The 23,828-nt window shown below is 45.0% G+C and carries 21 protein-coding genes; 18 read left to right on the top strand and 3 right to left on the bottom strand.

Translation table 11 applies throughout. From position 1 onward, the window contains the following. The first annotated feature begins 50 nt into the window (after window positions 1-50). From NSS79_RS24715 to NSS79_RS24705, 3 genes are all read left to right on the top strand, one after another. Window positions 51-1,877 carry a histidine kinase gene (locus tag NSS79_RS24715; RefSeq protein ID WP_342436534.1) on the top strand — a complete coding sequence of 609 codons (1,827 nt, stop codon included), beginning with the start codon at window positions 51-53 and terminating at the stop codon, window positions 1,875-1,877. After that, window positions 1,855-3,477: a response regulator gene (locus NSS79_RS24710; protein ID WP_342436533.1), complete on the top strand. Its 1,623-nt coding sequence runs from the start codon at window positions 1,855-1,857 to the stop codon at window positions 3,475-3,477. Before NSS79_RS24715 ends, NSS79_RS24710 begins: the two co-directional genes overlap by 23 nt. 223 nt (window positions 3,478-3,700) lie before the next feature. Beyond that, complete coding sequence (locus tag NSS79_RS24705; RefSeq protein ID WP_342436532.1) at window positions 3,701-4,048, top strand: DUF3888 domain-containing protein; 348 nt, start codon at window positions 3,701-3,703, stop codon at window positions 4,046-4,048. Window positions 4,049-4,243: 195 nt separating this feature from the next. Here the strand turns inward: NSS79_RS24705 and NSS79_RS24700 are convergent, their stop codons facing one another. Next, the gene (locus NSS79_RS24700; RefSeq protein WP_342436531.1) at window positions 4,244-5,104 is read right to left on the bottom strand and encodes a LysR family transcriptional regulator; all 861 of its coding nucleotides are present in this window, start codon (window positions 5,102-5,104) and stop codon (window positions 4,244-4,246) included. Between the two features lie 179 nt (window positions 5,105-5,283). Between NSS79_RS24700 and NSS79_RS24695 the strand changes: the two genes are divergently transcribed. From NSS79_RS24695 to NSS79_RS24680, 4 genes are all read left to right on the top strand, one after another. Continuing rightward, the gene (locus NSS79_RS24695; RefSeq protein ID WP_342436530.1) at window positions 5,284-6,477 is read left to right on the top strand and encodes an MFS transporter; all 1,194 of its coding nucleotides are present in this window, start codon (window positions 5,284-5,286) and stop codon (window positions 6,475-6,477) included. 363 nt (window positions 6,478-6,840) lie between these two features. Next, on the top strand, window positions 6,841-7,665 hold the full coding sequence (locus NSS79_RS24690; protein WP_342436529.1) for a MerR family transcriptional regulator: 825 nt from the start codon (window positions 6,841-6,843) through the stop codon (window positions 7,663-7,665). Between the two features lie 84 nt (window positions 7,666-7,749). Then, window positions 7,750-8,520, top strand: coding sequence for an SDR family oxidoreductase (locus NSS79_RS24685; protein WP_342440432.1), 771 nt, complete (start codon window positions 7,750-7,752; stop codon window positions 8,518-8,520). Between the two features lie 227 nt (window positions 8,521-8,747). Next, complete coding sequence (locus tag NSS79_RS24680) at window positions 8,748-8,927, top strand: hypothetical protein (protein WP_342436528.1); 180 nt, start codon at window positions 8,748-8,750, stop codon at window positions 8,925-8,927. Between the two features lie 125 nt (window positions 8,928-9,052). Here NSS79_RS24680 and NSS79_RS24675 read toward each other — a convergent pair whose 3' ends face one another. Further along, window positions 9,053-9,409, bottom strand: a complete 357-nt coding sequence (locus NSS79_RS24675; RefSeq protein ID WP_342436527.1) for a hypothetical protein — start codon at window positions 9,407-9,409, stop codon at window positions 9,053-9,055. A gap of 1,215 nt (window positions 9,410-10,624) precedes the next feature. Between NSS79_RS24675 and NSS79_RS24670 the strand changes: the two genes are divergently transcribed. The 11 genes from NSS79_RS24670 to NSS79_RS24620 all read left to right on the top strand — a co-directional run bounded on the left by NSS79_RS24670 (window position 10,625) and on the right by NSS79_RS24620 (window position 23,098). After that, window positions 10,625-12,631, top strand: coding sequence for a LacI family DNA-binding transcriptional regulator (locus NSS79_RS24670; RefSeq protein WP_342436526.1), 2,007 nt, complete (start codon window positions 10,625-10,627; stop codon window positions 12,629-12,631). 198 nt (window positions 12,632-12,829) lie between these two features. After that, entirely contained in the window at window positions 12,830-13,804 is a 975-nt protein-coding gene (locus NSS79_RS24665) for a sugar ABC transporter substrate-binding protein (RefSeq protein WP_342436525.1), read from the top strand. A gap of 97 nt (window positions 13,805-13,901) precedes the next feature. After that, window positions 13,902-15,392 (top strand): sugar ABC transporter ATP-binding protein, encoded by a 1,491-nt coding sequence (locus NSS79_RS24660; RefSeq protein ID WP_342436524.1) that lies wholly within the window; start codon window positions 13,902-13,904, stop codon window positions 15,390-15,392. A gap of 6 nt (window positions 15,393-15,398) precedes the next feature. Continuing rightward, the gene (locus NSS79_RS24655) at window positions 15,399-16,394 is read left to right on the top strand and encodes an ABC transporter permease (RefSeq protein ID WP_342436523.1); all 996 of its coding nucleotides are present in this window, start codon (window positions 15,399-15,401) and stop codon (window positions 16,392-16,394) included. A gap of 47 nt (window positions 16,395-16,441) precedes the next feature. Continuing rightward, on the top strand, window positions 16,442-17,872 hold the full coding sequence (locus tag NSS79_RS24650; protein WP_342436522.1) for a hypothetical protein: 1,431 nt from the start codon (window positions 16,442-16,444) through the stop codon (window positions 17,870-17,872). A 22-nt stretch (window positions 17,873-17,894) separates the two neighbouring features. Beyond that, window positions 17,895-18,764, top strand: a complete 870-nt coding sequence (locus NSS79_RS24645; protein WP_342440431.1) for an ROK family protein — start codon at window positions 17,895-17,897, stop codon at window positions 18,762-18,764. 329 nt (window positions 18,765-19,093) lie between these two features. Then, the gene (locus tag NSS79_RS24640; RefSeq protein ID WP_342436521.1) at window positions 19,094-19,495 is read left to right on the top strand and encodes a VOC family protein; all 402 of its coding nucleotides are present in this window, start codon (window positions 19,094-19,096) and stop codon (window positions 19,493-19,495) included. Window positions 19,496-19,684: 189 nt separating this feature from the next. Further along, complete coding sequence (locus NSS79_RS24635) at window positions 19,685-20,041, top strand: collagen-like protein (RefSeq protein WP_342436520.1); 357 nt, start codon at window positions 19,685-19,687, stop codon at window positions 20,039-20,041. Window positions 20,042-20,471: 430 nt separating this feature from the next. Then, complete coding sequence (locus tag NSS79_RS24630; RefSeq protein WP_342436519.1) at window positions 20,472-21,407, top strand: LytTR family transcriptional regulator DNA-binding domain-containing protein; 936 nt, start codon at window positions 20,472-20,474, stop codon at window positions 21,405-21,407. Window positions 21,408-21,545: 138 nt separating this feature from the next. Then, entirely contained in the window at window positions 21,546-22,391 is an 846-nt protein-coding gene (locus NSS79_RS24625) for an ABC transporter ATP-binding protein (RefSeq protein ID WP_342436518.1), read from the top strand. After that, on the top strand, window positions 22,388-23,098 hold the full coding sequence (locus NSS79_RS24620; RefSeq protein WP_342436517.1) for an ABC transporter permease: 711 nt from the start codon (window positions 22,388-22,390) through the stop codon (window positions 23,096-23,098). Before NSS79_RS24625 ends, NSS79_RS24620 begins: the two co-directional genes overlap by 4 nt. A gap of 132 nt (window positions 23,099-23,230) precedes the next feature. Here NSS79_RS24620 and NSS79_RS24615 read toward each other — a convergent pair whose 3' ends face one another. Continuing rightward, on the bottom strand, window positions 23,231-23,734 hold the full coding sequence (locus NSS79_RS24615) for a TetR/AcrR family transcriptional regulator (RefSeq protein ID WP_342436516.1): 504 nt from the start codon (window positions 23,732-23,734) through the stop codon (window positions 23,231-23,233). Between the last annotated feature and the right edge of the window lie 94 nt (window positions 23,735-23,828).

The following is a 23,828-nucleotide window of genomic DNA, read 5'->3' as shown; positions in this document are numbered from 1 at the left end:
GCAAGGCGGTGCTAGACTGTAAACCAATTCGTAGAGCGAGGGGAATCACCATGAAATTCCGCCGCAGCATCCGCTATAAGTTGAGCATGTTTCTGATGGTCGCCATCCTTCTGCCGATCGCCGCATCTATCCTAATTTCCTACTTCTATACCAAGCACTCGTTAAAAGAAGACGCTATCCGGGAAAATTCAAGCATGGTACGGCAAGGGACTACGAGCTTGAGCAATCTGCTCAGCGGGATGAACAGCATTTCCCTGTACACCTATAACAATATCCAAATGCCAAATAGCCTCTATAACATCCTGATTCGGGGCTACAGCGATTTTTTGGTTGAGATTAATATTTACTCCGGTCTCAATGCCATTGAACAGTCGGCCAAGGATATTCAGCAGGTATATCTCTACTCCGACCTGACCCATCAATCCTGGCTGCTGATCAACGGCTATCTGAAGCGGGCGGCGGGCAGCGCCGGTCTTGACGGCCACTTCATTCAACCGTTGGACAAAAACGATCCCTATCTGGAGCCGCCCCACCAATCGCATAATTACGGCATGGAGGAATTCCCCTACAGCCCGTCCAACACTGTTTTTACCATTCATCGTCCGATCTACCGGGCGCCGCTTAAAGAGAGGGTCGGCATAGTATCCATCGACTTCAAGCTTGACGGCTTTCGCAATATCATGAACATGCTCTATGACAAGGGAGAAGAAAACATCTATCTACTGGATGATACCGGTACCGTCATTTATGCCTCCGAGGAAAGCCGGATTGGGCAAAAACCGTCATATGCCTGGCTGCAGCATGCCCGCTACAGCTATGGCTCCGGCCATTTTTACTGGCATGAGAATGGCGGCTTCAAAGGGATTGTAGTATTCGAGAGATTTGAGATGTTCGGGCGGATCTGGATTGTGGCCAAGCAGATTCCGGACAGCTATCTATACAACAACGCATCACGCGTGCTTCGCATGAATGTGTTCGTCCTGATGAGCTTTCTGGTCATTTCCATTGCGGCAACGCTGTACGTGTCGCTTAAGCTAACTACCCCGATCAAGAAATTAACCGAGTCGATCCGGCGGATCAAATTGGGAAAACTGCAGTTTGACGTGGATTCGCAACGCAACGATGAGGTCGGGGTCCTTGGCAGCGCGATCAAGAATATGGTCGATACGATCGACAATCTCATCATGCGGGAACTCCGGCTGGAACTTGCCAACAAGGATAACCAGTTGAAGGCGCTTCAGGCTCAGATCAATCCGCATTTTATCTTTAATACATTGCAGTCCATCGGATCAGTGGCCTTGCATAACAAGGTGCCCAAGATTTACGAGCTGACCTCCTCGCTGGGGCTAATGATGCACTACAATATGAATACCGAGGAGTCCATTGTTCCTCTAGCCAAAGAGATTGCTCACGTGGAGGCCTATCTGGAACTGCAGAAGCAGCGGTTCAAGGAGCGTCTGCGCTGCACCATTGATATTGTCGAACCTTCCGATCTGGAAATGCTTGTACCCAAAATGATCCTGCAGCCTCTTGTAGAAAACTGCTTCAAGCATGGTTTTGAAACGATGCAAAATGCCCAAATAGACATTAAGCTGGAAAGCGGCGAAGATGGGCTGCGTATTTCAATCCGGGATAACGGCCTTGGCATTACGCCGGATAACCTGGAGCGGTTGAAGCAGCGCATTAAGCGAGAAGCTTCCGGAGGTACGGTAGGGGGCAGTATCGGTCTGATCAATGTGATCTCAAGACTCTCTTTGTTCTTTAACGACGAGGCCGGGGTATCGATAGGACAGGTCCAGCCTTCGGGGTTTTATGTAGTTATCAGAATCCCACAACGAAAGGACTGCAGGCTCTATGAAAGTACTGATCGTGGATGATGAGACCGATGTCAGAGATTCAATCCGGCTTCTGGTCCACTGGGGAGATTTTCAGATCACCGATGTGCTTGAAGCTTGCGACGGGGCAGCGGCTATGGAGCTGATTCGAAGTGAGCAGCCGGAGATTATTTTTACGGATATGAAAATGCCCAATGTGGACGGCCTGACGCTTTTGCAATGGATCGGGGACAATGCGCCTGAATCGAAGAGGATTGTGATCAGCGGCTATAGCGACTACACCTATATCCGCAAGACGATGAGGCACGGCGGACTTGACTACTTGCTTAAGCCGATTAACCGAAATGAACTGCTCGAAGCACTCCGCAATGCGGTGGATACGTGGCTGAAAGATGATGAAGCGCGGCGGCAGAATATCCGCAGGGATGTCGAGATCAACAAAACACTGCCTATGTATTGGGACAAAATGCTGTCAGGCGTTGTTTCACAGCCGGATGGCTATTGGATCGTCGCTGATGAGCTTCAGGCATCCTTCGAGTGGTCCGCCGTTCGGGAATGCCAGCTCGTGATGCTGATCTCCGATCCGCTGCCGCGCACCGTCCTGGAGAAATTCGGAAGGAATATCGACCTTCTGTATTTCTTAATACTTAACATCTGCAACGAGATTATCAGTCCTTCCAGGAATGGATATGCCTTCAGGCATGCCGATCCCAATTATGGTATCCTTCTGCTGATGACTGGTGATTTTGGGGGCAACAGCAGGAAGCTGACAGCCATCAATGAGGCGTTGTATCGTGTGCTTCGAGCACGCTTTCATTTTGCCTGCAGCGGCAGGGTCTCATTCCCGCAGGACATCCACACCGGATTTCGGCAGATGCTGCAGACAGCCCTTTCCGTTTCCTTTCTGGGACCGAATACCTGGATTCACAGTTTTGAGGACACTCCTGCCGCCACTTCCGACAAAAGAATCGTTCTGGCCGATTATAGTAGCTCGATTTTGGCCGCTATTCACAAAGGGGAGCAGCGCCAGATCATGGGCGCCGTCGCCAATTGGGTGCAGGCGATTGGACAACTGCATGCCGTAACCTGGGAACAGTTGAAGTACTGGCGGTATGAATTTGAACTGCTCCGCAGCCATTTGCTGCAGGACACGGATCGGGCCGCAGGGGAATCCGCCCGGACCTCCTCCCAGTGGCTGTTTCCGATCGGCCCGGACGGTCGGCTATCGTTGGAGGAGTGGCAGAGGGAATGGACGAATGCTTTTCTGGAAATCGCCAAGGTTCTGAAAGATTCCCGGACCCAGGAATACAACGTCATCCACTCGATCAAGCAGTACATTGACCTTAACTATATGCACGATCTGTCGCTCCAGGAAATCGCAAGCCAGTTCTTCCTGAGCCGTGAATATGTCTCCCGTCGCTTCAAACAGGTATTCCACGAGAATCAGTCCGATTATCTGGAACGGGTCCGCATTGAGAACGCCAAAATCCTGCTTACTAACAAACAGTACAAGATCGCTTCCATCGCCGAGATGGTTGGATACCCGGACGGCCGTTATTTCAGCAAAATCTTCAGCAAGCTAACGGGCATGACCCCGCGGGAGTGGCGGAAGGAGGCAGAGGGAGAAGGTGGCGGTGAGTAGTGCGTAAATCAAACAGGACTCTAAAAGCCCGGAATTTTTATGCTTTCAGAGAACCATCCCCCCTCGCACAAAACGAACCACATCTTCCTTCCGGTCCGGGTGTACCTGGAGGTAATCACCGAGGACAATGGTCCGTCCAGCTCTGATCATAATTTGTTTTTTGGCATCAATTCAAACAGCTTACGCTAAAAAGAATCCAGACCCATATAGGGTCATACTTACCTTGTTAACGCCCGAGATACAAGAACAATTAGATATCTATTACAAGGATAAACTGAATGAAAAACCTACGTTTGCTCCATTTCTTGATCCATTGAACGTATTGGTTGGATATCAAGATTCCCATATCATCGTTAATGTAACAGTATCACCTTATATCGGTCCACATCTTGATGTTGGAACTGACTTTATTTCCTTCAGGATTGACAATATGGGAACGGTAGAAGTAATCGTGTTTGAGCATCTTAAGGATTTTGAGCTGCCCTCCAATTGGAACCACATTATTAAGAATGAGAAAGGTGTGGGCAAAACTAACGGGCAGGATAGGGTGGCGTATGCTCCGAGTTTATGAAAAAGAATATGCCTTTTTGAACGGAGAGCGTTATGAGGTTTGAATATGAACTAACAGGTATGAATTTTTTTAACCCGGTGGTTATGTACGTTGCGCCGTTCCAGATGGTAGAACTCTTTCATAGCCTCCATTGGATGTATGAACAGACTCACTCCTCTTATCTCCAGCTCAACACCTCTCTTTCGGGACTCACCCTTACTTGAAATATTCGATAGTTTTCTCAATAAATGCCTTGGCCGACTTAATCAGAAAACGGTCGGAACGATGAATGATCTCAAAGTGACGGTATGGCGGATCGTCTGTAATTCGGATGCAGCGTAGTGTTGGTTCATTCATCGCTTGGATCAGAGGATAAGGCAGCAATGTTCCTCCTACGTTGGCTTTAACCAAGCTAATAATGGAGGTTGCCGAACTGGTCTCCATGATCGTATTTAAGCGGAATCCATATTTACGGCAATAGTCATCAACCAATTCTCTGCCTGTAAATCCTTCGGGGAACATCACAGTTTGGATATCACGCAGTTCCTGGATTCCAATCGTGTTTCGTTCAGCCCAATCATGATTCTCGGAAACGATGAGTACATATTCTTCACTGCACAAAGAAATGCGTACAAGCCGATCATCAGGAGCAGACGTGATCGCGATGCCGATGTCTACTTCATTATCCAGCACTTGATTCACGACGTAGATCGAAGAGATAACCTTCAGTTGCACCTTGGGGAATCGTGCATGAAAATTCACGAGCAATGGGGTGATCCGATAGTCCAGATCGGAAGGGAGAACACCAATTACCAACCGACCTCGTTGATCATTGCGGAATTCAGCTAACGCATCCTGGGTATTCTGTAAATGCCGAATCATCTGTACAGAGTGCTCCAGAAACAGATTTCCTGCCTGGGTCATCACAATTTTTTTGCCGACCCGGTCAAATAAGGGAACACCGAGTTCATCCTCGAGCGCGCGTATTTGTTGACTCAATGTAGGTTGAGATATGCCAAGTTTCTCAGCTGCTCGTGTAAAATGAAGCTCCTCACACACAGCAATGAAGTTTTCCATCTGACGAATCTCCATATGAATTACCTCTAATCATTGGTTTTAGTAATCATTTTAATAGAAACAATAGTATTGTTCAATCATTCTAATGATTCTATACTTATCGTGCACCACCCAAAGATCTTCATTCAAATAGGATCATGTGTGAATGCAACGATACTACTACCATGAGGTGATCCAGCATGAAACTTTTTTATATCGTCTTAGCGCTTATCCTGGCTTCACTGAATTTACGACCACCCATTACATCCATTTCTCCTCTAATGAGCACCATACAGAATGATCTGGGTATAAGCGGGATTACCGCCAGTCTGTTAACCACACTTCCGGTATTATGCATGGGCATATTTGCTCCGTTCTCCGTAAGATTAAGCAGAAGGTGGGGAAATGAGGGCGCAATTGTTCTGGCATTAATCCTCATTGGGTTAGGTACGGGATTACGATGGTTTGTTGATACAACTTCTTTGATGATGTTCACTTCTTTTCTGTCCGGTGTAGGGATTGCATTGGCAGGGCCGCTGTTGTCCAGCTTCATTAAGCAGTATTTCCCTGACCGAGTGGCAGCCATGGTGGGTATCTACTCTACAGCGATGGTGATGGGGGCCAGCATTAGTGTGGGACTTTCAGTTCCTCTTCAGCATACGCTGGGTGGATCGTGGAGGGGGTCGTTGGCTGTATGGGCATTACTCGCAGCCATTGCATTGCCGATCTGGTTGAGATTAGCCTGGTCTGCGCGCACAGATCGGCAATCCGGTAAAATTTCGAGTGTACTTAATGCACCACTTCCGGTGAACAACAAGCGTGCCTGGGTGCTGACATTATTTTTCGGGCTGATGGCAGCGATCTTCTATTCGTTAACCGCTTGGCTTGCGCCAGCAATTCAAAGCCAGGGGTATAGTCAAGAGGCGGCCGGCAACATCCAAACCTTATTTACATTGATATCTCTGCCCTCTACGTTGTTCATTCCCATGCTTGTACACCGTTACCAAAGACGTGTATTCTGGCTTGTCGGGTGTGCGTTATTGGAGTTGATGGGTGTCCTGATGCTGAACATATCCGTTAGCCCCTGGCTCGCGGCGATTCCACTCGGTATTGGAGCGGGTGGACTGTTCCCGATTGCACTGATGTTGCCCATTGATGAAACAAGCAATGCTCAGGAAGCCAGTAGCTGGTCCGCAATGACCCAATCTGGCGGCTACATTCTCGGAGCGCTTGGGCCGCTAGCCATTGGCTGGCTCCACGATGCAACGGGCAGCTTCGTTCAAGCATTCTATGGATTGGCTGTAATCATCGTGCTTCAGATTATCGTTCAGTTGGCTATAGGAAATAAAAAAAGTTTTCCAGCGAGTTATGATAAGCCGCGGCCTGGTGTATAAAGACAAAAACGATCAATATGCGATGAAATCTCCTATGAACAAAAGAGGTCAACTAGTAAAAACTGGCTGATCTCATCCTACGAACGGGAAGGATAGTGCGGTGGTAAAGCAGAAATAGTTAAGAACTATTTTATAATTTGAAGCTTAATGAATTGGATGAGATATATGGACGAAAAACGGATATACAAACCACTCGATGACCCCTCATCTGGAATAAGTTATAAAAAAGGTATGTTTATTATCGGAGAGTAGGGCAAGTCATGAAACTTAGAGGGACAATGACAGAACAAGCATTTAGAGAAGAATGAAGAGCCTCAAGAACTCAACTTTTCAATGATATATCCATGCAAAAGGGGGATTAGGATGTTCAAAATTGGGGCGTTCGCGAAACTGAGCGGCGTGACGGTGAAGACATTGCGCCACTATGATGAACTCGGCTTGTTAAAGCCCGCGCATGTGGACGAAGAATCGGGATATCGTTTTTATACTGCGGAGCAACTGCTAACGATCCGTCGTATCGCGGGTTTCAAAGAGCAGGGCTTAACCCTTGAGAAGATGCGACCGATGCTCACCGGAACCGCCTCTCTGACGAAAGCAGAGCGCACGTTGCTTGAGAAACGAAAGGAGCTGGAGCGCCAGATACAAGAGGCTCAGCAGCAAATTACGGTGATCGATGAGCGACTCGTGCGGATTGAACGGAATGAGGCGGTTGCGGAGGAAGGGAAGTTCTTGCTTCGAAGTGTGGATCCGGTTCTCGTCGCTTACATCCGCGAGACTTTGCCAAAAAACCAACTGTGTCTGTTGCTCGACGAACTGAAGCAGTATGTCCGCTCACATGGAGAAGAGCCGGACCGTGAGATGACAATCGTCTGGCATCGGAGGAGCGATTGCGATGAAGAGCCTTCGGACATCGAGGTCGCTATTCCTGTCTCAAAACCGATTCCTTATAGCGGTAGGGTGAAGATTCACCAAATGCCCGGCATGAAGGAAGCTGCCTCTTTTACTCATCAATGTGACCCGTATAAGGATAATTGCAAGGCGAGCGAGACGCTACGGGCTTGGATTGCTGGCAAGGGCTACCGGCCACTCGAGGCGATACCGGTTCGGGAGATTTATCTGACGTCGGATAAAGATATTTATGGTCAGCTACGTTTGGCAGAGGCGATCGTGCCGGTTGAACGAGTCTGAAAAAAGATTGGAGTCCATTCCTTGACTCTCCCCTTATGAGGAGGGTTTATCATGGTATCAACCCATTATAAGGAGTGGATCTACATGAATTTTAAGCGTTTGGAAGGTCGAATCGCAGTCGTTACAGGAGCCAGCCGAGGGATAGGGAGAGCGATCGCGCTGCGTCTCGCCGCTGAAGGTGCGCTAGTCGCAGTACATTATCGCACGCGGAGGGATGCGGCGGCAGAGACGGTTTCTGCGATCGAAGCAGCGGGAGGTACAGCTTTTGCCATCGGTGCCGAGTTGGATTCTCTGGAGGGAGTCGATCGACTTCTTCAGGTCTTGGATGAGGAACTTATCCGCAGAACGGGCATCAACCATTTTGATATCTTGGTTAACAATGCCGGCATCGGCACATCCCCATCATTTGAAGAGACGAGTGAAGAGGACTTTGATCGGCTGTTCGCGGTCAACGTCAAGGCGCCGTTCTTCCTCGTCCAGAAATCGATCGGACGTCTTCGAGACGGAGGTCGCATTATCAATATCTCATCTGGAGTGACACGAATTGCCTATCCGCATATCATGACCTACAACCTAACCAAAGGTGCACTAAATACATTCACCCTACACCTGGCTCAGCTTCTGGGTCCGCGGGGTATTACAGTGAACGCTGTCATGCCCGGCATAATCGATACCGACGTCAACGCGTCGTGGCTACACACGCCCAATGGCCGTAAGTCTGCGGTAGAGATGTCGGCACTTGGACGCGTAGGTGAGCCTTCGGATATCGCAGACATTGTCGCCTTCACGGCGTCACCTGACAGCCGATGGATAACGGGACAAATGATTGATGCGACCGGCGGATCGCATTTGTAAACTATGTCAGAACAGAAGCTAAGGTGGACGAAAATACATTCTATTTATCGTTGTTGGAGTTCGTGTTGATTTATGAGGCCGGCCTTCGCGCATAGTTCTCTAAGATGAGACGCACAATATTAGGGCGATTTGCCAGGCGACGGATTCGAGCATGCATTGAGATAATATGCTTGTGGTGTTGCCAGGCAGAATCATTCGAGAATAAGATGAGGAGGCGCTAAGTTTTAATGTCCAATAAAAGAAGTTACTATGCATTTGAGGATCCGCTTGGCACCACAGTTGAATTTCAAGCCACTAGCTTACAACAAGCCATGGTGATTAAAAAGAAGAAGGCTCATGAACTGGGGATTCCTAAAGAGGCTTTTGAACTCACAAGCATACGCAAGAAACCAAGCCAGAGCGCATAAAGCTTGTAATGGAACCTTGGTTAGAAAAGAGGAGCCAGCGGACGAATGACCGCTGGCTAGAAAGCTTATTCACCCGTTAGGGTGATTTTGTTCAAATATAATGGACATGACAGAATGACTTCAAATCAGGCTTTACTGCGATAGGAAGAAGTTAACACACCGGTGTTATCCACAAGGCCTGGCTCATAAGCTTTTTGCAACGTGGAGAAACGAAACCTACTCTCGTCAGAAACACCATTGTGCTGTTCATATATACGATTGTTTAAAATTTCATCATTTGAAATCTGGCGTGCATTGTACGAATTTAATTGTTCGCCCTTCTGAATTGCTCCCATAAAATCATCAAAACTTGCACTTGCAGTTAGTGTGCCAGTGTTAACATTATTGAGGTTAAATGAGAGATAGCGAATCTCTCCAATTACAATATTTCCTGAATCAGTTATATATAGTAACCCCTTGCTGAGAGATCTTGAGAGAATCAAGACGTATCGTCCCCTTGAGATAAACTGCAACAACACCCTGTGATCCAGAAAGAGGCTCATTATTGAAAACATAATTATTTCTATCCGAAGTAACTCCTCTGATTGTAACTCCCGTTAGCGGGGGAGCAGCTGCATCTACACCTTGTTAAAACCCAAAGTCCTATAAGAACCTTGGGTTTCTTGACAAGCTGAGGATGGGAGCGAATCCTTAAAGTTCTTGTCCCATCCTTTTTGTTACACTGCTTTGCGGCACCCTCTAAAATTCACTTATCTGGAAACAAGTCCTCTGGCAGGATTTTTGCCGCTAGCGGGCAGTATAGTTGAAGATAATTTGCGCCGAACCTTATCATAAGTGACGGCTAAATTTTTGGCATTACATGCTTGCGGGGCGAAGAAAGTCGCCCCGCAAGAGAACTACGCTTAACTTACATAATCGTTAATCTTTAGGAACTACATACCTGGATAATCTGATGCCTTTACTAACCTCAGCTGCATGAGAAGGTTAATCCCAGTTACATCGACCATTTCTTTTACACTTAGATTATTTTTGATTATCACTTCTGCATATCTAACACTAAATAAATTAACTAATCCTTAGGCTACATATAGTGTTGTTGTGTGATTTAAACCACATCTCGAAGCCAAAGCAAGCACCAATAAATCGATTTGTAAGCCTTTCTTTAAGAACCTACCATCCATTCTCGCAAGCCGCCTGCAGGTAACGGACGCGATCATTGAGCGGACGAGGGTTTATTTCACGCCCCGATTTTTGCAGAACTTCTGGACGGCATCCCACAATTCTATGCTGATGATCGGTTCGTGCTCACCGTTAACGACGATGGGGTCCTTGTTGAAGTACATTGCATCGAATGTATAGAAAGTTGTGCGGATCCCAACGTGACCAAACTCGGAATGCCTTTATTTGACTACCGAGGCTATAAGTAAAATGACCAAAAAACTAAGGGATCTCAACATGCTCTACAGAGCGGAGTTGGGGTCCTTTTTTGATAGATTCGTTGCCCGGAGCAGCTAGAAAGAGTATTCAAAAGAAGATCTTGTCTTTCTCTGGGTGAAATCATTTACGTAAACTCAATGGGTTAATGGATTTAGTTTAAAGATATAAGCCCTTTCAAAACTGCAGTTCGTTGACCCTAGTATAGAAAAGTGATACAATCATTAAAAATTTACGTAAAATATATCAGGAGTTGTGATTTGATGGCTACTATTAACGAGATCGCTAAAGAAGCTGGGGTTTCGATTGCTACGGTTTCCCACGTAATAAATAAATCAAGGTATGTAAGTCCGGAGCTTGTTGAAAGAGTAGAGGAGATCATTAAAAGGACCGGTTATGATAAAAAGTTAAAAAATAAAAGCAGCAAGCTGAAAATCGGGAAAAGCTCCGAAATCGCAATTCTCGTCCCTGATTTAAGCGGTACTTTGTATCCGAAATTGGTTTCTGAGATTTCTGATTATTTAATTGAAAAAGGGTATAATCCGGTTGTTCATTTTCATCATGACAAGGTTGCTCAGGAAAAAGATATCATTACGAATATCGTTTTTAATAAGCGGATTGCCGGGGCCATAATTGTCCCTGTAAGTACGGACGGCAAGCAGTTTGATAAATTAGTGCAGCATCGTATTCCTTTCGTCTTTTTAGACAGAACAGTTAAAAATACAGGGGCTGGCTCTGTACTTTCCGATGGTGAAGGCGGAATGCATCAAGCGGCCATGCATTTGTTGAGATCGGGGCATGAAGAGATCGCTTTAATTATTGAGAGAGGCCGGTTTTCCTCATCGGAGAGCAAGATCAAAGGTTACCAGGACGCTCTGAATTCGTACAAACTGCCATTTAGAGGCGAATTGGTGTTAGACGCAGACAATAACAGTTATGAGGATATCGAAAAAAAGGTTAAAGACGTATGGGTCCGCATTAAGCCGTCAGCTTTTATTGCAAGCGGCAATCGGATGACATTAAATCTGTTAAAGGTGTTGAACAAATTAGGGCTGGAGTGTCCGGCAGATGTGTCGGTTATTGGATTCGGCGATGAAGAGTGGTCGGAAATTGTGGCCCCTCCTTTAACCATGCTTAAGCACGATATAAAGGAGATAGGAATCCAAGAAGTCAAGCTTTTGCTTAAACAAATAGAAAATTTTTCAAATTTTGCTGAACAAATTCAGATTCCCATGGAGCTCTCTATACGGCGGTCGACCCAAGTTATAGGTAAGGGTCCATTCGGAGAAAAAACGATCTCCCCAGAAGAATTGACAATTTCTCAAGCAGAGGCGGATCAACTGAAGGCGGGAAATTATAAGGTTGCGATTTCCTTTCACTATGGGGGTACGGCATGGGCAAGGCTGTATGAGAATGGAATCCGCAACACCCTTGATAAGTATAAAATATCAATTCTTTCCATTACCAATGCGCACTTTGATCCTATATTACAAGTCAACCAGCTGGAAGGCTTAAGGCTTCAACAGCCGGATGCGATCATCGCTATACCTGTCGATGATGAGGTGACGGCAAAGAAATTCCACAGTATATCGGAACAAGTCAAGCTTATCTTTATGAGTAATATTCCTCAAGGAATGAACAAGGACCAGTATGCATCCTGTGTATCGGTTAATGAACGGGAAAGCGGTCAAAATGTAGCTTTGCTGTTAGGGAACTACTTTAAGTATGAGGAAGACGTCAAGATCGGTTTTATTGGTCACGGCGCTCCGTTTTACGGGACTCATTTGCGAGATGCTGTGGCGAAAGAGGTCATTACAACGAGTTTTAAAAACATTGAAATTGTGAATGAGCAGTATTTCCATAAGATTGAAAACGCTTATGAAATATGCAAAGAAATGCTGAGGGCCAATCCTGAAATTAAAGGGCTATACATATCGTGGGATAGACCGTCGCTTGAAGCGATCAAAGCACTAAAGGAATTAAAAAGAGAGGATATATCGATTTTCACCTTTGATTTGGACATTGAAATTGCAACTTATTTAGCTAAAGAAGAAATGGTGAAGGGACTCTCAACTCAAAGGCCTTATCAGCAAGGGATTGCAGTCGGATTAGCGACGGCAAAAGCTTTGCTGGGACAAGATGATTATAAATATATCGGCGTACAACCGTATTTGGTAGAGTCTAAAAATTTGTTGAAGGCATGGAAGGATATAACACTTGAGCCGGCTCCACCCGAGATAGAGAGCCTTATTTTGAATAAATTTACGTAAAAAATGATCAAACACCTGAAATTAATAAAAATTTAATGAAAACGTTGACTAAAAAAACAGTAGTGTGCTATATTTTACGTAATCAGTGGCGTGAAAGCGGTTCAATATCGACTATCCGTCATTGACACATGTATTTATCTGCTTTCCGGACGTTTTCTTAGCTAAAAGAATTAGTTAAATCTTAGGGGGTTATAAAGGATGAAAAATTTTTTTAAAGCACTTTCAGTGACGGTTTTGGCTTTATCTCTTACTGCATGTGGTAGCGCTAACAACAAAGCGGATACTGGAAATGCCGGCAATACTCCAAAAGGTGAAGGTACGTTAAGCTTTGCTTTCCTGCCAAACACGCAAAATAATACGTTCCAGACAGCGATGACAAAAACATACGAAAGACTGGCTAAAGAAAAAGGCGTAAAGTTCACCATGCTGGACCCGGATTATGACTTGAACAAACAAATGAATCAAATGTCTGACGCTGCAAACCAAGGATTTGATGCGGTGTTCGTCATTCCGGTTGATTCTGCAGGAATTCGTCAAGGATTAGAACAGCTTAATGATAAAAATATTCCGGTATTTAACGTGGATACAGCGGTAATCGAAGATGACCGGGATTTAGTTGAGAGTGTAATTGCCACCGATGCTTTTATGGCGGGTAAATTGATGGGCGAGCAAATGGTAAATGACTTTCCGAACGGCGGAGAAATTGCGATTTTAGATTTCCCTTCCAATGAAAGCTGTGTTCAGCGTGTTGCCGGCTTCATGGAGGGTCTGGGGGATAACAAATCGAAATTTAACATTGTTGCACAGCAAGACGGCAAAGCCGCATTGGATGCTTCCTTGCCAATCGCTGAGGACATTATTCAAGCCCATCCTGATTTAGCAGCCATCTTTGCGATCAATGATCCTTCCGCACTAGGTGCGGCTGCAGCTGTAGAAGCAAGCGGTAAAAACATTGGCGTGTACTCCATCGATGCTTCTCCAGACGGAAAAGCTGCGATAGTGGATGGATCCCTTAAAGCGGTAGCGGCTCAGGTACCTATTCAAATCGCCGAACAATCTTTCAATGCCGCTCTTGATTTAATAGAAGGAAAAGAAATTGAGAAAGAAATGCTGCTGCCTTCACATGTGGTAACCAAAGAAATGGCTGAAGAAACAGCTGGCGAGTGGCAGTGATTTAACGATATAAGCCATTAAAATCGTATAGTTTCATTCTCACAGAATGCAGGTTTATCCTGCATTCTACATTTTTTACTTTCGGAGGTGAACATCATTGGTTGAAAACGTCCTGGAAATGCATTCGATTGCTAAAAGCTTTGGACAAACACTGGCTTTAAACGGAATCAACTTTGAGCTTAAATCTGGAGAAATTCACGCCTTGCTCGGTGAGAATGGTGCAGGCAAATCCACGTTAATCAAAGTTTTGGGCGGGATTCATCAACCCGATCGCGGTGAAATTTTGATCAATGGAAATACGGTGTATATCAAAGGCGTTCACGATGCACAAGCCCACGGTATTGGTGTCATCCACCAGGAAATCGTTCTCGTACCCTATCTGACCGTTGCAGAGAACATCTTTTTGGGGAGAGAGCCTGTTACGAAGCTGGGATTGATCGATAGAAAGCAAATGAACGCTGAGGCCCAAGAGATGGTTAAGGAATTGGGATTAAACCTTGATGTGAACACTTTGGTCGGGGAGTTATCGGTAGCTCACCAGCAGTTGGTAGAGATCGTTAAGGCGATTTCATTTAATATAAAAATTCTAGTAATGGATGAACCTACGTCCTCATTATCCGATGAAGAAGTCAAACATCTCTTTGTAACGATGGAAAGATTAAGGCAAAATGGCGTAAGCATGATTTACATTTCGCATAAGTTTGAAGAATTGTTTACCATAACGGATCGAATTACCATCATTAGGGACGGTACGTATGTCGGAACCGTGATTACGAAAAATAGCAACCCTGATGAGCTCGTGGCGATGATGGTAGGCAGAGAGCTGAAAAACTTTTATACAAGAACCTATTCTCGTCAAGATGAGGTTGTATTGAAAGTCGACCATCTGTCAAAACAGAATGTTTTTGAAGATATTAGCTTTTCCGTACACAAGGGTGAAATCCTTGGCTTCTCAGGCCTGATGGGTGCGGGAAGAAGCGAACTCATGCTTGCTATATTTGGCGCTTATGGTTACGATAACGGATCTGTTTCTCTGAACGGGGAAGAGCTGAAGATTAAAAGCTGCAGTGATGCCATTGAAAAAGGGATTGCACTGGTTCCGGAGGATCGCAAGGATCAAGGCCTCGTATTATTGAATTCCGTTGGTTTTAATATGACACTGTCTGAGCTGAAACACCTTATGAAAAATAAACTGATTGTTAGTGAGGAAAAAAGAAGCGCATTAATCAGCGCTTATATCAAGAGTTTAAATATAAAGACGGCTTCGTCTGATGCGGAAGTTTCCAGTTTATCCGGAGGAAATCAACAAAAAGTGGTATTGGCTAAATGGTTGGCTACAAATCCGAAGCTCTTGATTCTTGATGAACCGACAAGGGGCGTTGACGTAGGCGCAAAATCCGAAATTTATTCCATTATTAACGAGCTTGCTAAACAGGGACTGGCTATTATTTTAGTCTCCTCTGAGCTTCCTGAAATCATCAATATGTGTGATTCTGTTTGTGTCATGCGAGAAGGAAAATTAACCGCACAATTAGCCCAGTCCGAACTAACTCAAGAAAATATTATGCGCTATGCAACAGGAGGGTAATGTAGCATGACTCAGAAAGCGGAGAGATTAAACAACCCCGTGATGTCAGTAATTAGAGGGAATATTGGGATTATTGTTGTACTATTGCTTTTATTTATCGCGTTATCATTCACTTCATCGGTATTTTTAACCCAGGACAATTTGATTACTGTTTTGAGACAGATTTCGATTAACGTCTTTTTGGCTCTTGGGATGACGCTGGTTATTATTCTGGCAGGGATTGATCTTTCCGTCGGGGCGATCGTCGCTTTATCGGGGACCTTAACGGTAGGTTTAATTGTTACCACGGGAATGCCTGTTTATCTGGCCATTATAATAGGTCTCGCAATCGGTGCGGCTATCGGATTCGTTAACGGGTGTATAGTAACCCAATTTAAGCTGCCTGCTTTTATTGTTACATTAGCTACCATGAACATCGCGCAGGGGATTGCGTATCTATACAGCAACGGTCAATCCGTAAGAATTAGAGATGCAGCTTATACCTCGATTGGAACAGGACAGCTCTTTGGATTTCTTCCGCTGCCGGTCCTGTATATGTTTATCTTAGTTTTCATCTTTTCTACCTTATTAATGAAGACTAAATTTGGTACCTATATTTATGCGATTGGCGGAAATAGAGAAGCTGCACGTCTTTCCGGCGTGCCCATTAAAAAGGTTGAAATAGCTGTATATACGATTACCGGTTTGCTTGCAGCCTTTGCAGGAATCGTCCTCTCCGCGAGAATGTATTCCGGCCAGCCTTCTGTAGGGGCAGGTTATGAAATGGATGCCATTGCTGCCTGTGTATTAGGCGGAGTTTCCATGGCCGGCGGCAGAGGCAGAATTAGTGGAACCATTTTTGGCGCCATGGTGATCGGTGTGATCAGTAACGGTCTTAACCTGCTGGGAGTAAGCTCTTTCTGGCAGCTCGTTGTCAAAGGCTTAATCATTTTGGTTGCCATCCTGGTTGATGCACAAAAAGGGAAAAAACTGAACTTTTCTTTTAAAGCTACTAAACAATAAGACGAATCCTCCCAGAGACTGAATACAAAAAGAAAAGAGGTTTATCTGTGAACAACAATAAGCAAAGCTTCAAATATAAATTTCAGATTATGCTCAATAACCCGGATCATCTGGAAAGGAAACAGGAGCCTGTCATCACGAAATTGAATTTTACGGATGACCGCGTTCATAAGGATAGTCTAGTTTTATATGACGATGCAGACAATGCCATTCCTTTTCAGCTGATTGATTCCAGGGTGGAAGGGGACTATATTCAAGAAGCTTCGATCGTATATCTGGTGGATATGGATAAGCTGGTTACCTCTTACTGGCTGTATGCGGATGAACAGCCTGCTGCGGTTGAGAAGGCGTTTAAAGGTATCGAGAAACTGGAAGTCACCCAAGGCGACGGGTTTAGAAGATTGGACACCGGTTACTACATTTTGGAGCTTTGCTCCGGAACTGCTGACGGATCCTCTTACGGCAAATGGGGGATCCGATATTTTGAAGCCAAAGCGGAGGGGAAAAATCTGATTAAGGATTACTCCAATGCGATTGGCGGATTCTATGGACCGTTCTTCACACCGAAAAATGGGCTGATCAATCCTCCTGAGCATACTACGGTAGATTGTATCGTGGAAGAGGAAGGACCGTTGTATTGCAGATATCTGTTTAAGGGCACCGTGCCTGATGGGCTGGATGAGAATCTGATGGGAAAAAAATTCACGATCACATGGGAGTTTTTCTTTAATACCCCGTGGTTTAGAAGAAAGTATGATGTAGATGATTTTTCAACCACGGTAGACGGCATTCCTGTCGTAAACAAAATTACGGTGGGCGATGAATTTGAGAGCGGCAAGGGGGATCGGGTCTTTACATCCTTTGCTTCCTATGGCGGGACTTATTACAGAGAAGGCGATTTATACGCTAACATTTTGTCTAAAGGCGTTCATGAGCTGCTCGAGCATGCTGATGAACAAAATAATCCGAACATCAAACAATACAAAGATAATATCGGAGAAGATATTAATAAAGTTTCATGGGATTATTTCTGGAGGCTGTTCTGTGTACAAGAAGGAATTCTCAGTGCGGAAGAAATCAAACACCATATCTCTGCCATTATTCCGGAGTCCCACACACAAGTACATCAAAGTGAGAGAAATGAGAAGGTATTGTGTGATCGATTTGTCGATGTAAACAGCGCTCCGGAACAAACCATCTTCCCGATGAGCGCTAATAAAACAGCCGAGTTAAATGAAGAGACTGGCTATGCCATGGTCTGGTATACGAGCAATGTGGTGGCCCGCTACCAAATCGTGCAGCGTAATGATTCCGGATGGGTCAATTGGGGCACGAATGGTGAAAACGAGCATCCGGAGCTACCGACAGGGTCAATGATTTATTCGGCTTATGGACAATTTGGTAATTGGGAATTACAGGCGGATACGATGGAGAAAAATATCGATTCCAAGCAAGGTCTTGCAGCTATACTTAAATAGTACGGGATACAAGGAGCGGATTATATTGTTTGGTTCGATCGAAGCAGGGGGAACAAAGTTTGTTTGCGCCTTGGGAGATGAGGACGGTCAAATTGTCAAAAGGGTGACGTTTCCTACTACAACACCGGATGAAACCATGAAGCAAGTATTCGAATTTTTTGATTCCTATCATCTGAAAGCGATTGGGATCGGTTCCTTTGGTCCCATTGATGTGAATCCGAATTCTCAAACCTACGGCTATATTAAGAATACTCCGAAACGGTCATGGGCCCATTATAATTTTGTTGGCGCAATGAAAAGCCGGTATAAGATTCCGGTCGGATGGTCAACCGATGTCAATATAGCGGCTCTAAGTGAAGCAACGAAAGGAGCAGGCGCAGGACTAAAAAGCGTTCTTTATTTGACCGTTGGTACGGGAATCGGTGGCGGCGCGGTCGTCGACGGGAGGATTTTGGAGGGATTCAGCCATCCTGAAATGGGACATATCAAGGTCGAGTCGCATCCAATGGACGGGTTTCAAGGGTTGTGTCCATTTCACCATAACTGTTTGGAAGGGATGGCAGCAGGACCAACGATTGAAGCGAGATTGAAGCAAAAAGGGAACGAGATCGACCCGAATCATGAAGTGTGGAGCTTTTTGGCTCATTATTTGGCGCAAGCTCTTTATGCCTATACCGTCGTACTGAGTCCTGACATCATTATTTTAGGCGGTGGTGTCATGCAAAGCGAACAGCTTCTCCCAAAGGTGAAGAAAGAACTGGTTGAACGTATATCCAGTTATGTGGAAATCCCGCCGATAGATCAGTATGTAAGCTTACCTGCATTAGGCGGCGACACAGGTATAACCGGAGGACTGCTTCTGGCTATACAGGAATATGAAAGGGTCGGTTAAAAAAATCAAAAGATGCCTGTCACCCAATAAAAAGAGGGGACAGGCATCTTTTGATATATTGGGGTCCCCGCAAAGCACCAGAAAACGCGTCGAAGCGAGCACAGCCGGACTCTCCTGTCCGCTCCATTCCCGCTCAAGAAGAAGTCGGGAGCTGGGTAAATCTTGAATACGATGGAGCTCCTGTATTTCCTTCTCAATTTGAAGTTAGTACTGTTCAAGATATTCACGCCGTTCTCGAGTGCTGGTATGCTGTCCGCCAATAAACTGGGTTACCCCGATTCCAGTGGTTCTAAAAAGCTTAACCATCATCAGCCAATCGAGGTCTGCTTGTGAATACTAGATTGTGCTGCTTACAACTATCACATCAATTTTATGAACAAGCCATCGGTGCAGAAATCCTCTCCATGGTGACTTACGGTGAAATGCCGGACATGCCTGGTACGTTCACTGACGATCTGAGTAATCTTGTAGCGCACGCCAAGTTAAAGGTCGGAGTAACGGAACTCATGTTATCGGATGCTCCAGGCGGTTCGACTAGTGAAAACGGGAAACGGGTCACCATCTGCATTACAACGAATGAAGTAGAAGAATCAAAACGGATTTATGAAGCCTTGCGGCAAGAAGGTCAGGTCAATATGCCGTTTAAAGAAGAACCTTTCAGCCCTGGGTTTGGCGATGTAACGGACAAATTCGGCGTGACTTTTCAAATTTATACTGAAATAGAAGACTAAATTACGGATAAAGAGTTGCACAAGATGATGGTGCGGCTCTTTTTTTTGTAAAGCTTGGATCTGTGTCGAAGCCATCCGTGTTGTGCATAGTCGATCTATGTTAAATCTTATTGTTGGGCATTCGCCCAAGCGCCCTTTCCGCGAATGCATATGATGATTATGCCTAATCATTGAAAGGAGCGATCACATATGGGATTTTTTCCAACACCGGGAACCGGCGGAGGATTTCCGGGGTCCCCGGGCGGACCTGGCGTGCCGGGCGGACCGGGGCTTCCGGGAGGTGCACCGGGAGGCGTTCAAGCGCCGACGGCTCCTCCACCGCAATTCGTACCGCAAATGCCGGCTACCGCTTTTGCCATCGACCCCGGGGCAATCAGACGTTGCCTGTTCCGCAACACATACATTTGGCTGAACAACGGCGAGCAATTCTGGTTCTTCCCGGTATTCGTCGGGCGTAATTCCATTGCAGGGTTCAGATGGACTGGTTTCTTCTGGGCGTACTTCGGCATTGATTTGAATCGGATTAGCTCGTTCACCTGCTTCTAAGGCAGACAGGATAGAGAACCGCCTGCGGGCTGTTCTCTTTGTTGTGTTAACGGATACGATTGTTGAACAAAGCCAGGATAAATAAAGGGCCATCCCACAAAAGGATGGCCCTAAAACTTGCCGTTACAGATAGCGCGGTGAACCGTAACATAAGTAGCACAAAGTTGTTCTTTCAAGCAATACATACAAATTTATATTCCAATATGTAATTCATGAATGGAATCTCTATGGTATATTACCACTATCGATAAAGCTCAAGCGGTGAAGAGGCTTGGGCTTTTCTTTATGTGCAGAATTGACTTGAAGATGCTCCCGACTAATATTTGCATTAAATATTACATAAACCGTTTATTGAGCAGGAATTAGAGGAACAAAATTGAAAAAGTAGAAAATCTGATGGATGGTGTAATTCAAAGACCGGGAGGACGGCATGCAATTTCAACCAATGTATTATGATGGTGAATTATTTCTACCGAAGATCGAATTAAATATGACAACGAACCAATCGATTGGCATTATAACCGACTTGAAGCGAAAGCAGCTTTTAATGGATCAATTAGTTGATCATTCCCGATATTATTTATTTCGGGCTGGGCAAAACGAGTATATGCGTTTAACGGTGGAAGAGCTAATCACTTTTCTAATCAGAGTAACGGAGAGGAAGGAGCGTGCCGCTTCGTTGATGGAATATTTTGCTTTAAAAGAAGAACGGAAGGTAAAAATCAAAGACCTAAGCTCATCAAGAAGAATGTATGTGACCTTGCTGCGTGTCTTTTTTGCGCATCAGCCTACACTTGTACTGGAGGAACCCTATTTTTACTTAGAAGAGCAAGATCGCCGTCAATTTAAACGGATTCTAGATGACCTTTTGAAAGAGAAGCAAGTATTAATTTTAACTTCGAATTTAGAGGATGCCCTTATTTCCTGTGATGCCATTTACCGGTTGAACGAGTCCGGATTTCATCCACTCGATATTCGGGATTCCGAAGAGGATAAGCAGGAAGTACAGAAACAAGACGACGCCAATATAACCTTGCAGAAGATCTCTACCAAACGAAATGACAAAATAATTTTATTTAATCCGCCTGAAATCGATTTTATAGAAAGTGTAGAGGGTTCGATCCTTGTTCATGTGGGCGGGGAAAATTATGACTGTGCGTTGACGCTAACCGAGCTGGAGCAAAGATTGTTAAATTTCGGGTTTTTTAGGTGTCATCGATCCTATATCGTTAATCTGCAAAAAGTAAGAGAGATTATTACATGGACGAAGAATAGCTACAGCTTACGGTTAAATACAGGTCAAGATGCAGTGGTTCCGTTATCCCGTTCAAAATTGCATGAATTAAAAGCACTTCTTAACATTTAATTTCCGGGGAAATATCGAACCAATCAAGCATTAGGTAGTACCATTCAGGCGATAATAGCTACATTTCGGCGGGTTTTGATGGCTGGAAGCATGGAATCTGTATATGTTTAAGCCATCAACTCTAAGGAAGTGGTGTTAATGGATGTTATCCAAGTAGAACGTATCCGTAAGAGATTTGGAAATAAGGATGCGTTAGCAGATGTGTCTTTTTCAATTCCGAAAGGGGAAATTTTTGGTTTCTTAGGTCCAAGTGGTTCAGGCAAAACAACATTAATCAAGATTTTAACGGCGCAGTTAAATCCGACTAGTGGACAGGCAAGTGTATTTAATCAGCCAGCGGAGATGATGCAGCAGTCTTCACAGAAGATGCGCTTTGGCATTTTGACGGATAACAGTGGTCTATATGAGCGATTATCGATTGAGGAAAATCTGGAGCTGTACCGTAAGTTGTATGATCTTCCCAAATCTGCGGTCGATAAGGTACTGCAGTTTGTGAACTTAAGCGGAGAGCGCAAAAAGAAAGCCAATCTCTTGTCGAAGGGAATGCGTCAGCGTGTTATGCTGGCCTGCGCGATTATCCATGAGCCGGAATTGTTATTCTTAGATGAGCCTACTTCGGCTTTGGACCCGGTCAACACCGCACATATTTATAAAGGCTTGCGCTACTTAAATGAGAAAGGGACAACGATTTTTCTGACTACGCATGATATGGCTGAAGCAGAATTGATATGCAATCGTGTAGCGATTCTGTATCAGGGACAAATTCAAGCCATCGGCTCACCGAAGGAACTTAAACGGCAGCACCGGGAAAACGTAATTTGTGTTGAATTAATGAATGGGGAAACTTACGAGCTCCCGATCGGTGAGGGAACGGGTGATCAAATCGCGGATTGGATGAGACGGGGGCTAATTGACCGGTTAGAAACGAAAGAGCCCAGTCTGGGTGATATTTTTATTAAAATGACAGGAAGTGAGCTACTATGAGTATCTCATTGAAACGTGCGCGGGCGATATTTGTAAAGGATTACAAGGAGTTTTCACGTAACTATGCGCTGTCCATTATGCTGATTTTTCCTATGATCATCGCTCTGCTTTTCAGGAGCGCAGGCGCGTCTTTGCCTGGAGCCAGCGGTTTTCTTTTTAATAGTTCGTTTGTATTACTGACCTGCTTCGCACAAGCCTGCTTGATTGCGGAAGAGAAGGAGCGTAACACTTTACGGTCATTAATGATGACTCCGGCTACGACCATGGATGTTCTAATCGGTAAAAGCTCTTTAGTCTTTGTAATGTCTGCTGTTGTTCTCGCTATTTCTACATTATTATTTGGCTATGAGCCAGCTAATATATGGGCGTTTGTGGCAGTGATCATTCTTTCGATTATTCTGTACACAGCAGCCGGGACCATCTGCGGTTTATTCTCCAAGACGCTGCTTGAAGCCTCATTATCTATACTCCCTGTGGCGTTCATATTTATGGGTGCACCGTGGGGAGCATTACTAGAGAAGGATTATCCGGTCTTTCAAGTGCTGGATTACATGCCAAGCAGTCAGCTGGTGCATTTGCTAGGGATAAGCAATACAGGCTTTACGACGGGAGATTTATTAAAACCCCTCCTCATTATTTTGGTATGGACGGTTGTATTAACGATTGTGTCTGTTGTTTTGTATCAACGACGGTTGAAGGATGAGTAGAATTTGATGAAAACTTGCCTTTACAGACAGCGCGGTGAACCGTATCATATTTCCTGCTGATTGTCGCATGCCGTAACGGGTCCGTATATAGCGTCTTACCAGCTCCTGTCTGCACTACTGGGCGGGGGCTATTTAATGTTCAGTTTGTCCAGAAACTTCAAGATTCCGTTCAAGCAATGCCCCCACCCGTTGAGCCATAAAGGATGGAGGGAGAGGCATTCCATTCTTGAACCACCATTCCACTACCCCTACGATTGCTGCTCCTAAAAATTGAATCTCAACATTCTCACCGTCAGTTAATCCTTGATTGCTCCCTTTACTCGCTAGCAATGCGGAGAAGAATAAAAAATGACTCTCGAAATATTCGAACCATAACAATCCCGCATCTGCATAATCGGCGTCATCGTCTGTCGAATCGCAGAGTTCCCTTATATCGTCAATATGTTCTTCGATGAGCTTGTCCAGAAGATCAAATTTGTCCGTGTAGTGAAGATAGATGGTTCTTCGGCTAATATCTGCCCTGTCGGAAATATCTTGTATCGTGATCTGATCAAATTTTTTTTCAATCATCAGTTCAATAACAGCCGCTTTTATTGCTTCTTGGGATTTACGTATCCTTCTATCTATCTTTAGCACTTGAGAATCACCAGCTTTCCTGAAAATAAATACACAATTATAAAGGAGTTGTGAACTAATGCACGGAACCTGCCTTTTTAAGAATTGTAGACTT

It is taken from the genome of Paenibacillus sp. FSL L8-0436, from assembly GCF_038593025.1.
In the GTDB taxonomy this organism is placed as follows: domain Bacteria; phylum Bacillota; class Bacilli; order Paenibacillales; family Paenibacillaceae; genus Paenibacillus_AQ.
Note: the sequence above shows the minus strand (reverse complement) of the source record. Positions and strands in the feature narration are given on the sequence as shown.

What these genes read in the sequence shown, in the direction of transcription:
- NSS79_RS24700 (WP_342436531.1), bottom strand. Translation starts at nt 5,104, where the DNA reads ATGGAAAACTTCATTGCTGTGTGTGAGGAGCTTCATTTTACACGAGCA.
- NSS79_RS24635 (WP_342436520.1), top strand. Translation starts at nt 19,685, where the DNA reads ATGGGATTTTTTCCAACACCGGGAACCGGCGGAGGATTTCCGGGGTCC.
- NSS79_RS24710 (WP_342436533.1), top strand. Translation starts at nt 1,855, where the DNA reads ATGAAAGTACTGATCGTGGATGATGAGACCGATGTCAGAGATTCAATC.
- NSS79_RS24690 (WP_342436529.1), top strand. Translation starts at nt 6,841, where the DNA reads ATGTTCAAAATTGGGGCGTTCGCGAAACTGAGCGGCGTGACGGTGAAG.
- NSS79_RS24670 (WP_342436526.1), top strand. Translation starts at nt 10,625, where the DNA reads ATGGCTACTATTAACGAGATCGCTAAAGAAGCTGGGGTTTCGATTGCT.
- NSS79_RS24665 (WP_342436525.1), top strand. Translation starts at nt 12,830, where the DNA reads ATGAAAAATTTTTTTAAAGCACTTTCAGTGACGGTTTTGGCTTTATCT.
- NSS79_RS24685 (WP_342440432.1), top strand. Translation starts at nt 7,750, where the DNA reads ATGAATTTTAAGCGTTTGGAAGGTCGAATCGCAGTCGTTACAGGAGCC.
- NSS79_RS24625 (WP_342436518.1), top strand. Translation starts at nt 21,546, where the DNA reads ATGGATGTTATCCAAGTAGAACGTATCCGTAAGAGATTTGGAAATAAG.
- NSS79_RS24680 (WP_342436528.1), top strand. Translation starts at nt 8,748, where the DNA reads ATGTCCAATAAAAGAAGTTACTATGCATTTGAGGATCCGCTTGGCACC.
- NSS79_RS24695 (WP_342436530.1), top strand. Translation starts at nt 5,284, where the DNA reads ATGAAACTTTTTTATATCGTCTTAGCGCTTATCCTGGCTTCACTGAAT.
- NSS79_RS24715 (WP_342436534.1), top strand. Translation starts at nt 51, where the DNA reads ATGAAATTCCGCCGCAGCATCCGCTATAAGTTGAGCATGTTTCTGATG.
- NSS79_RS24655 (WP_342436523.1), top strand. Translation starts at nt 15,399, where the DNA reads ATGACTCAGAAAGCGGAGAGATTAAACAACCCCGTGATGTCAGTAATT.
- NSS79_RS24630 (WP_342436519.1), top strand. Translation starts at nt 20,472, where the DNA reads ATGCAATTTCAACCAATGTATTATGATGGTGAATTATTTCTACCGAAG.
- NSS79_RS24620 (WP_342436517.1), top strand. Translation starts at nt 22,388, where the DNA reads ATGAGTATCTCATTGAAACGTGCGCGGGCGATATTTGTAAAGGATTAC.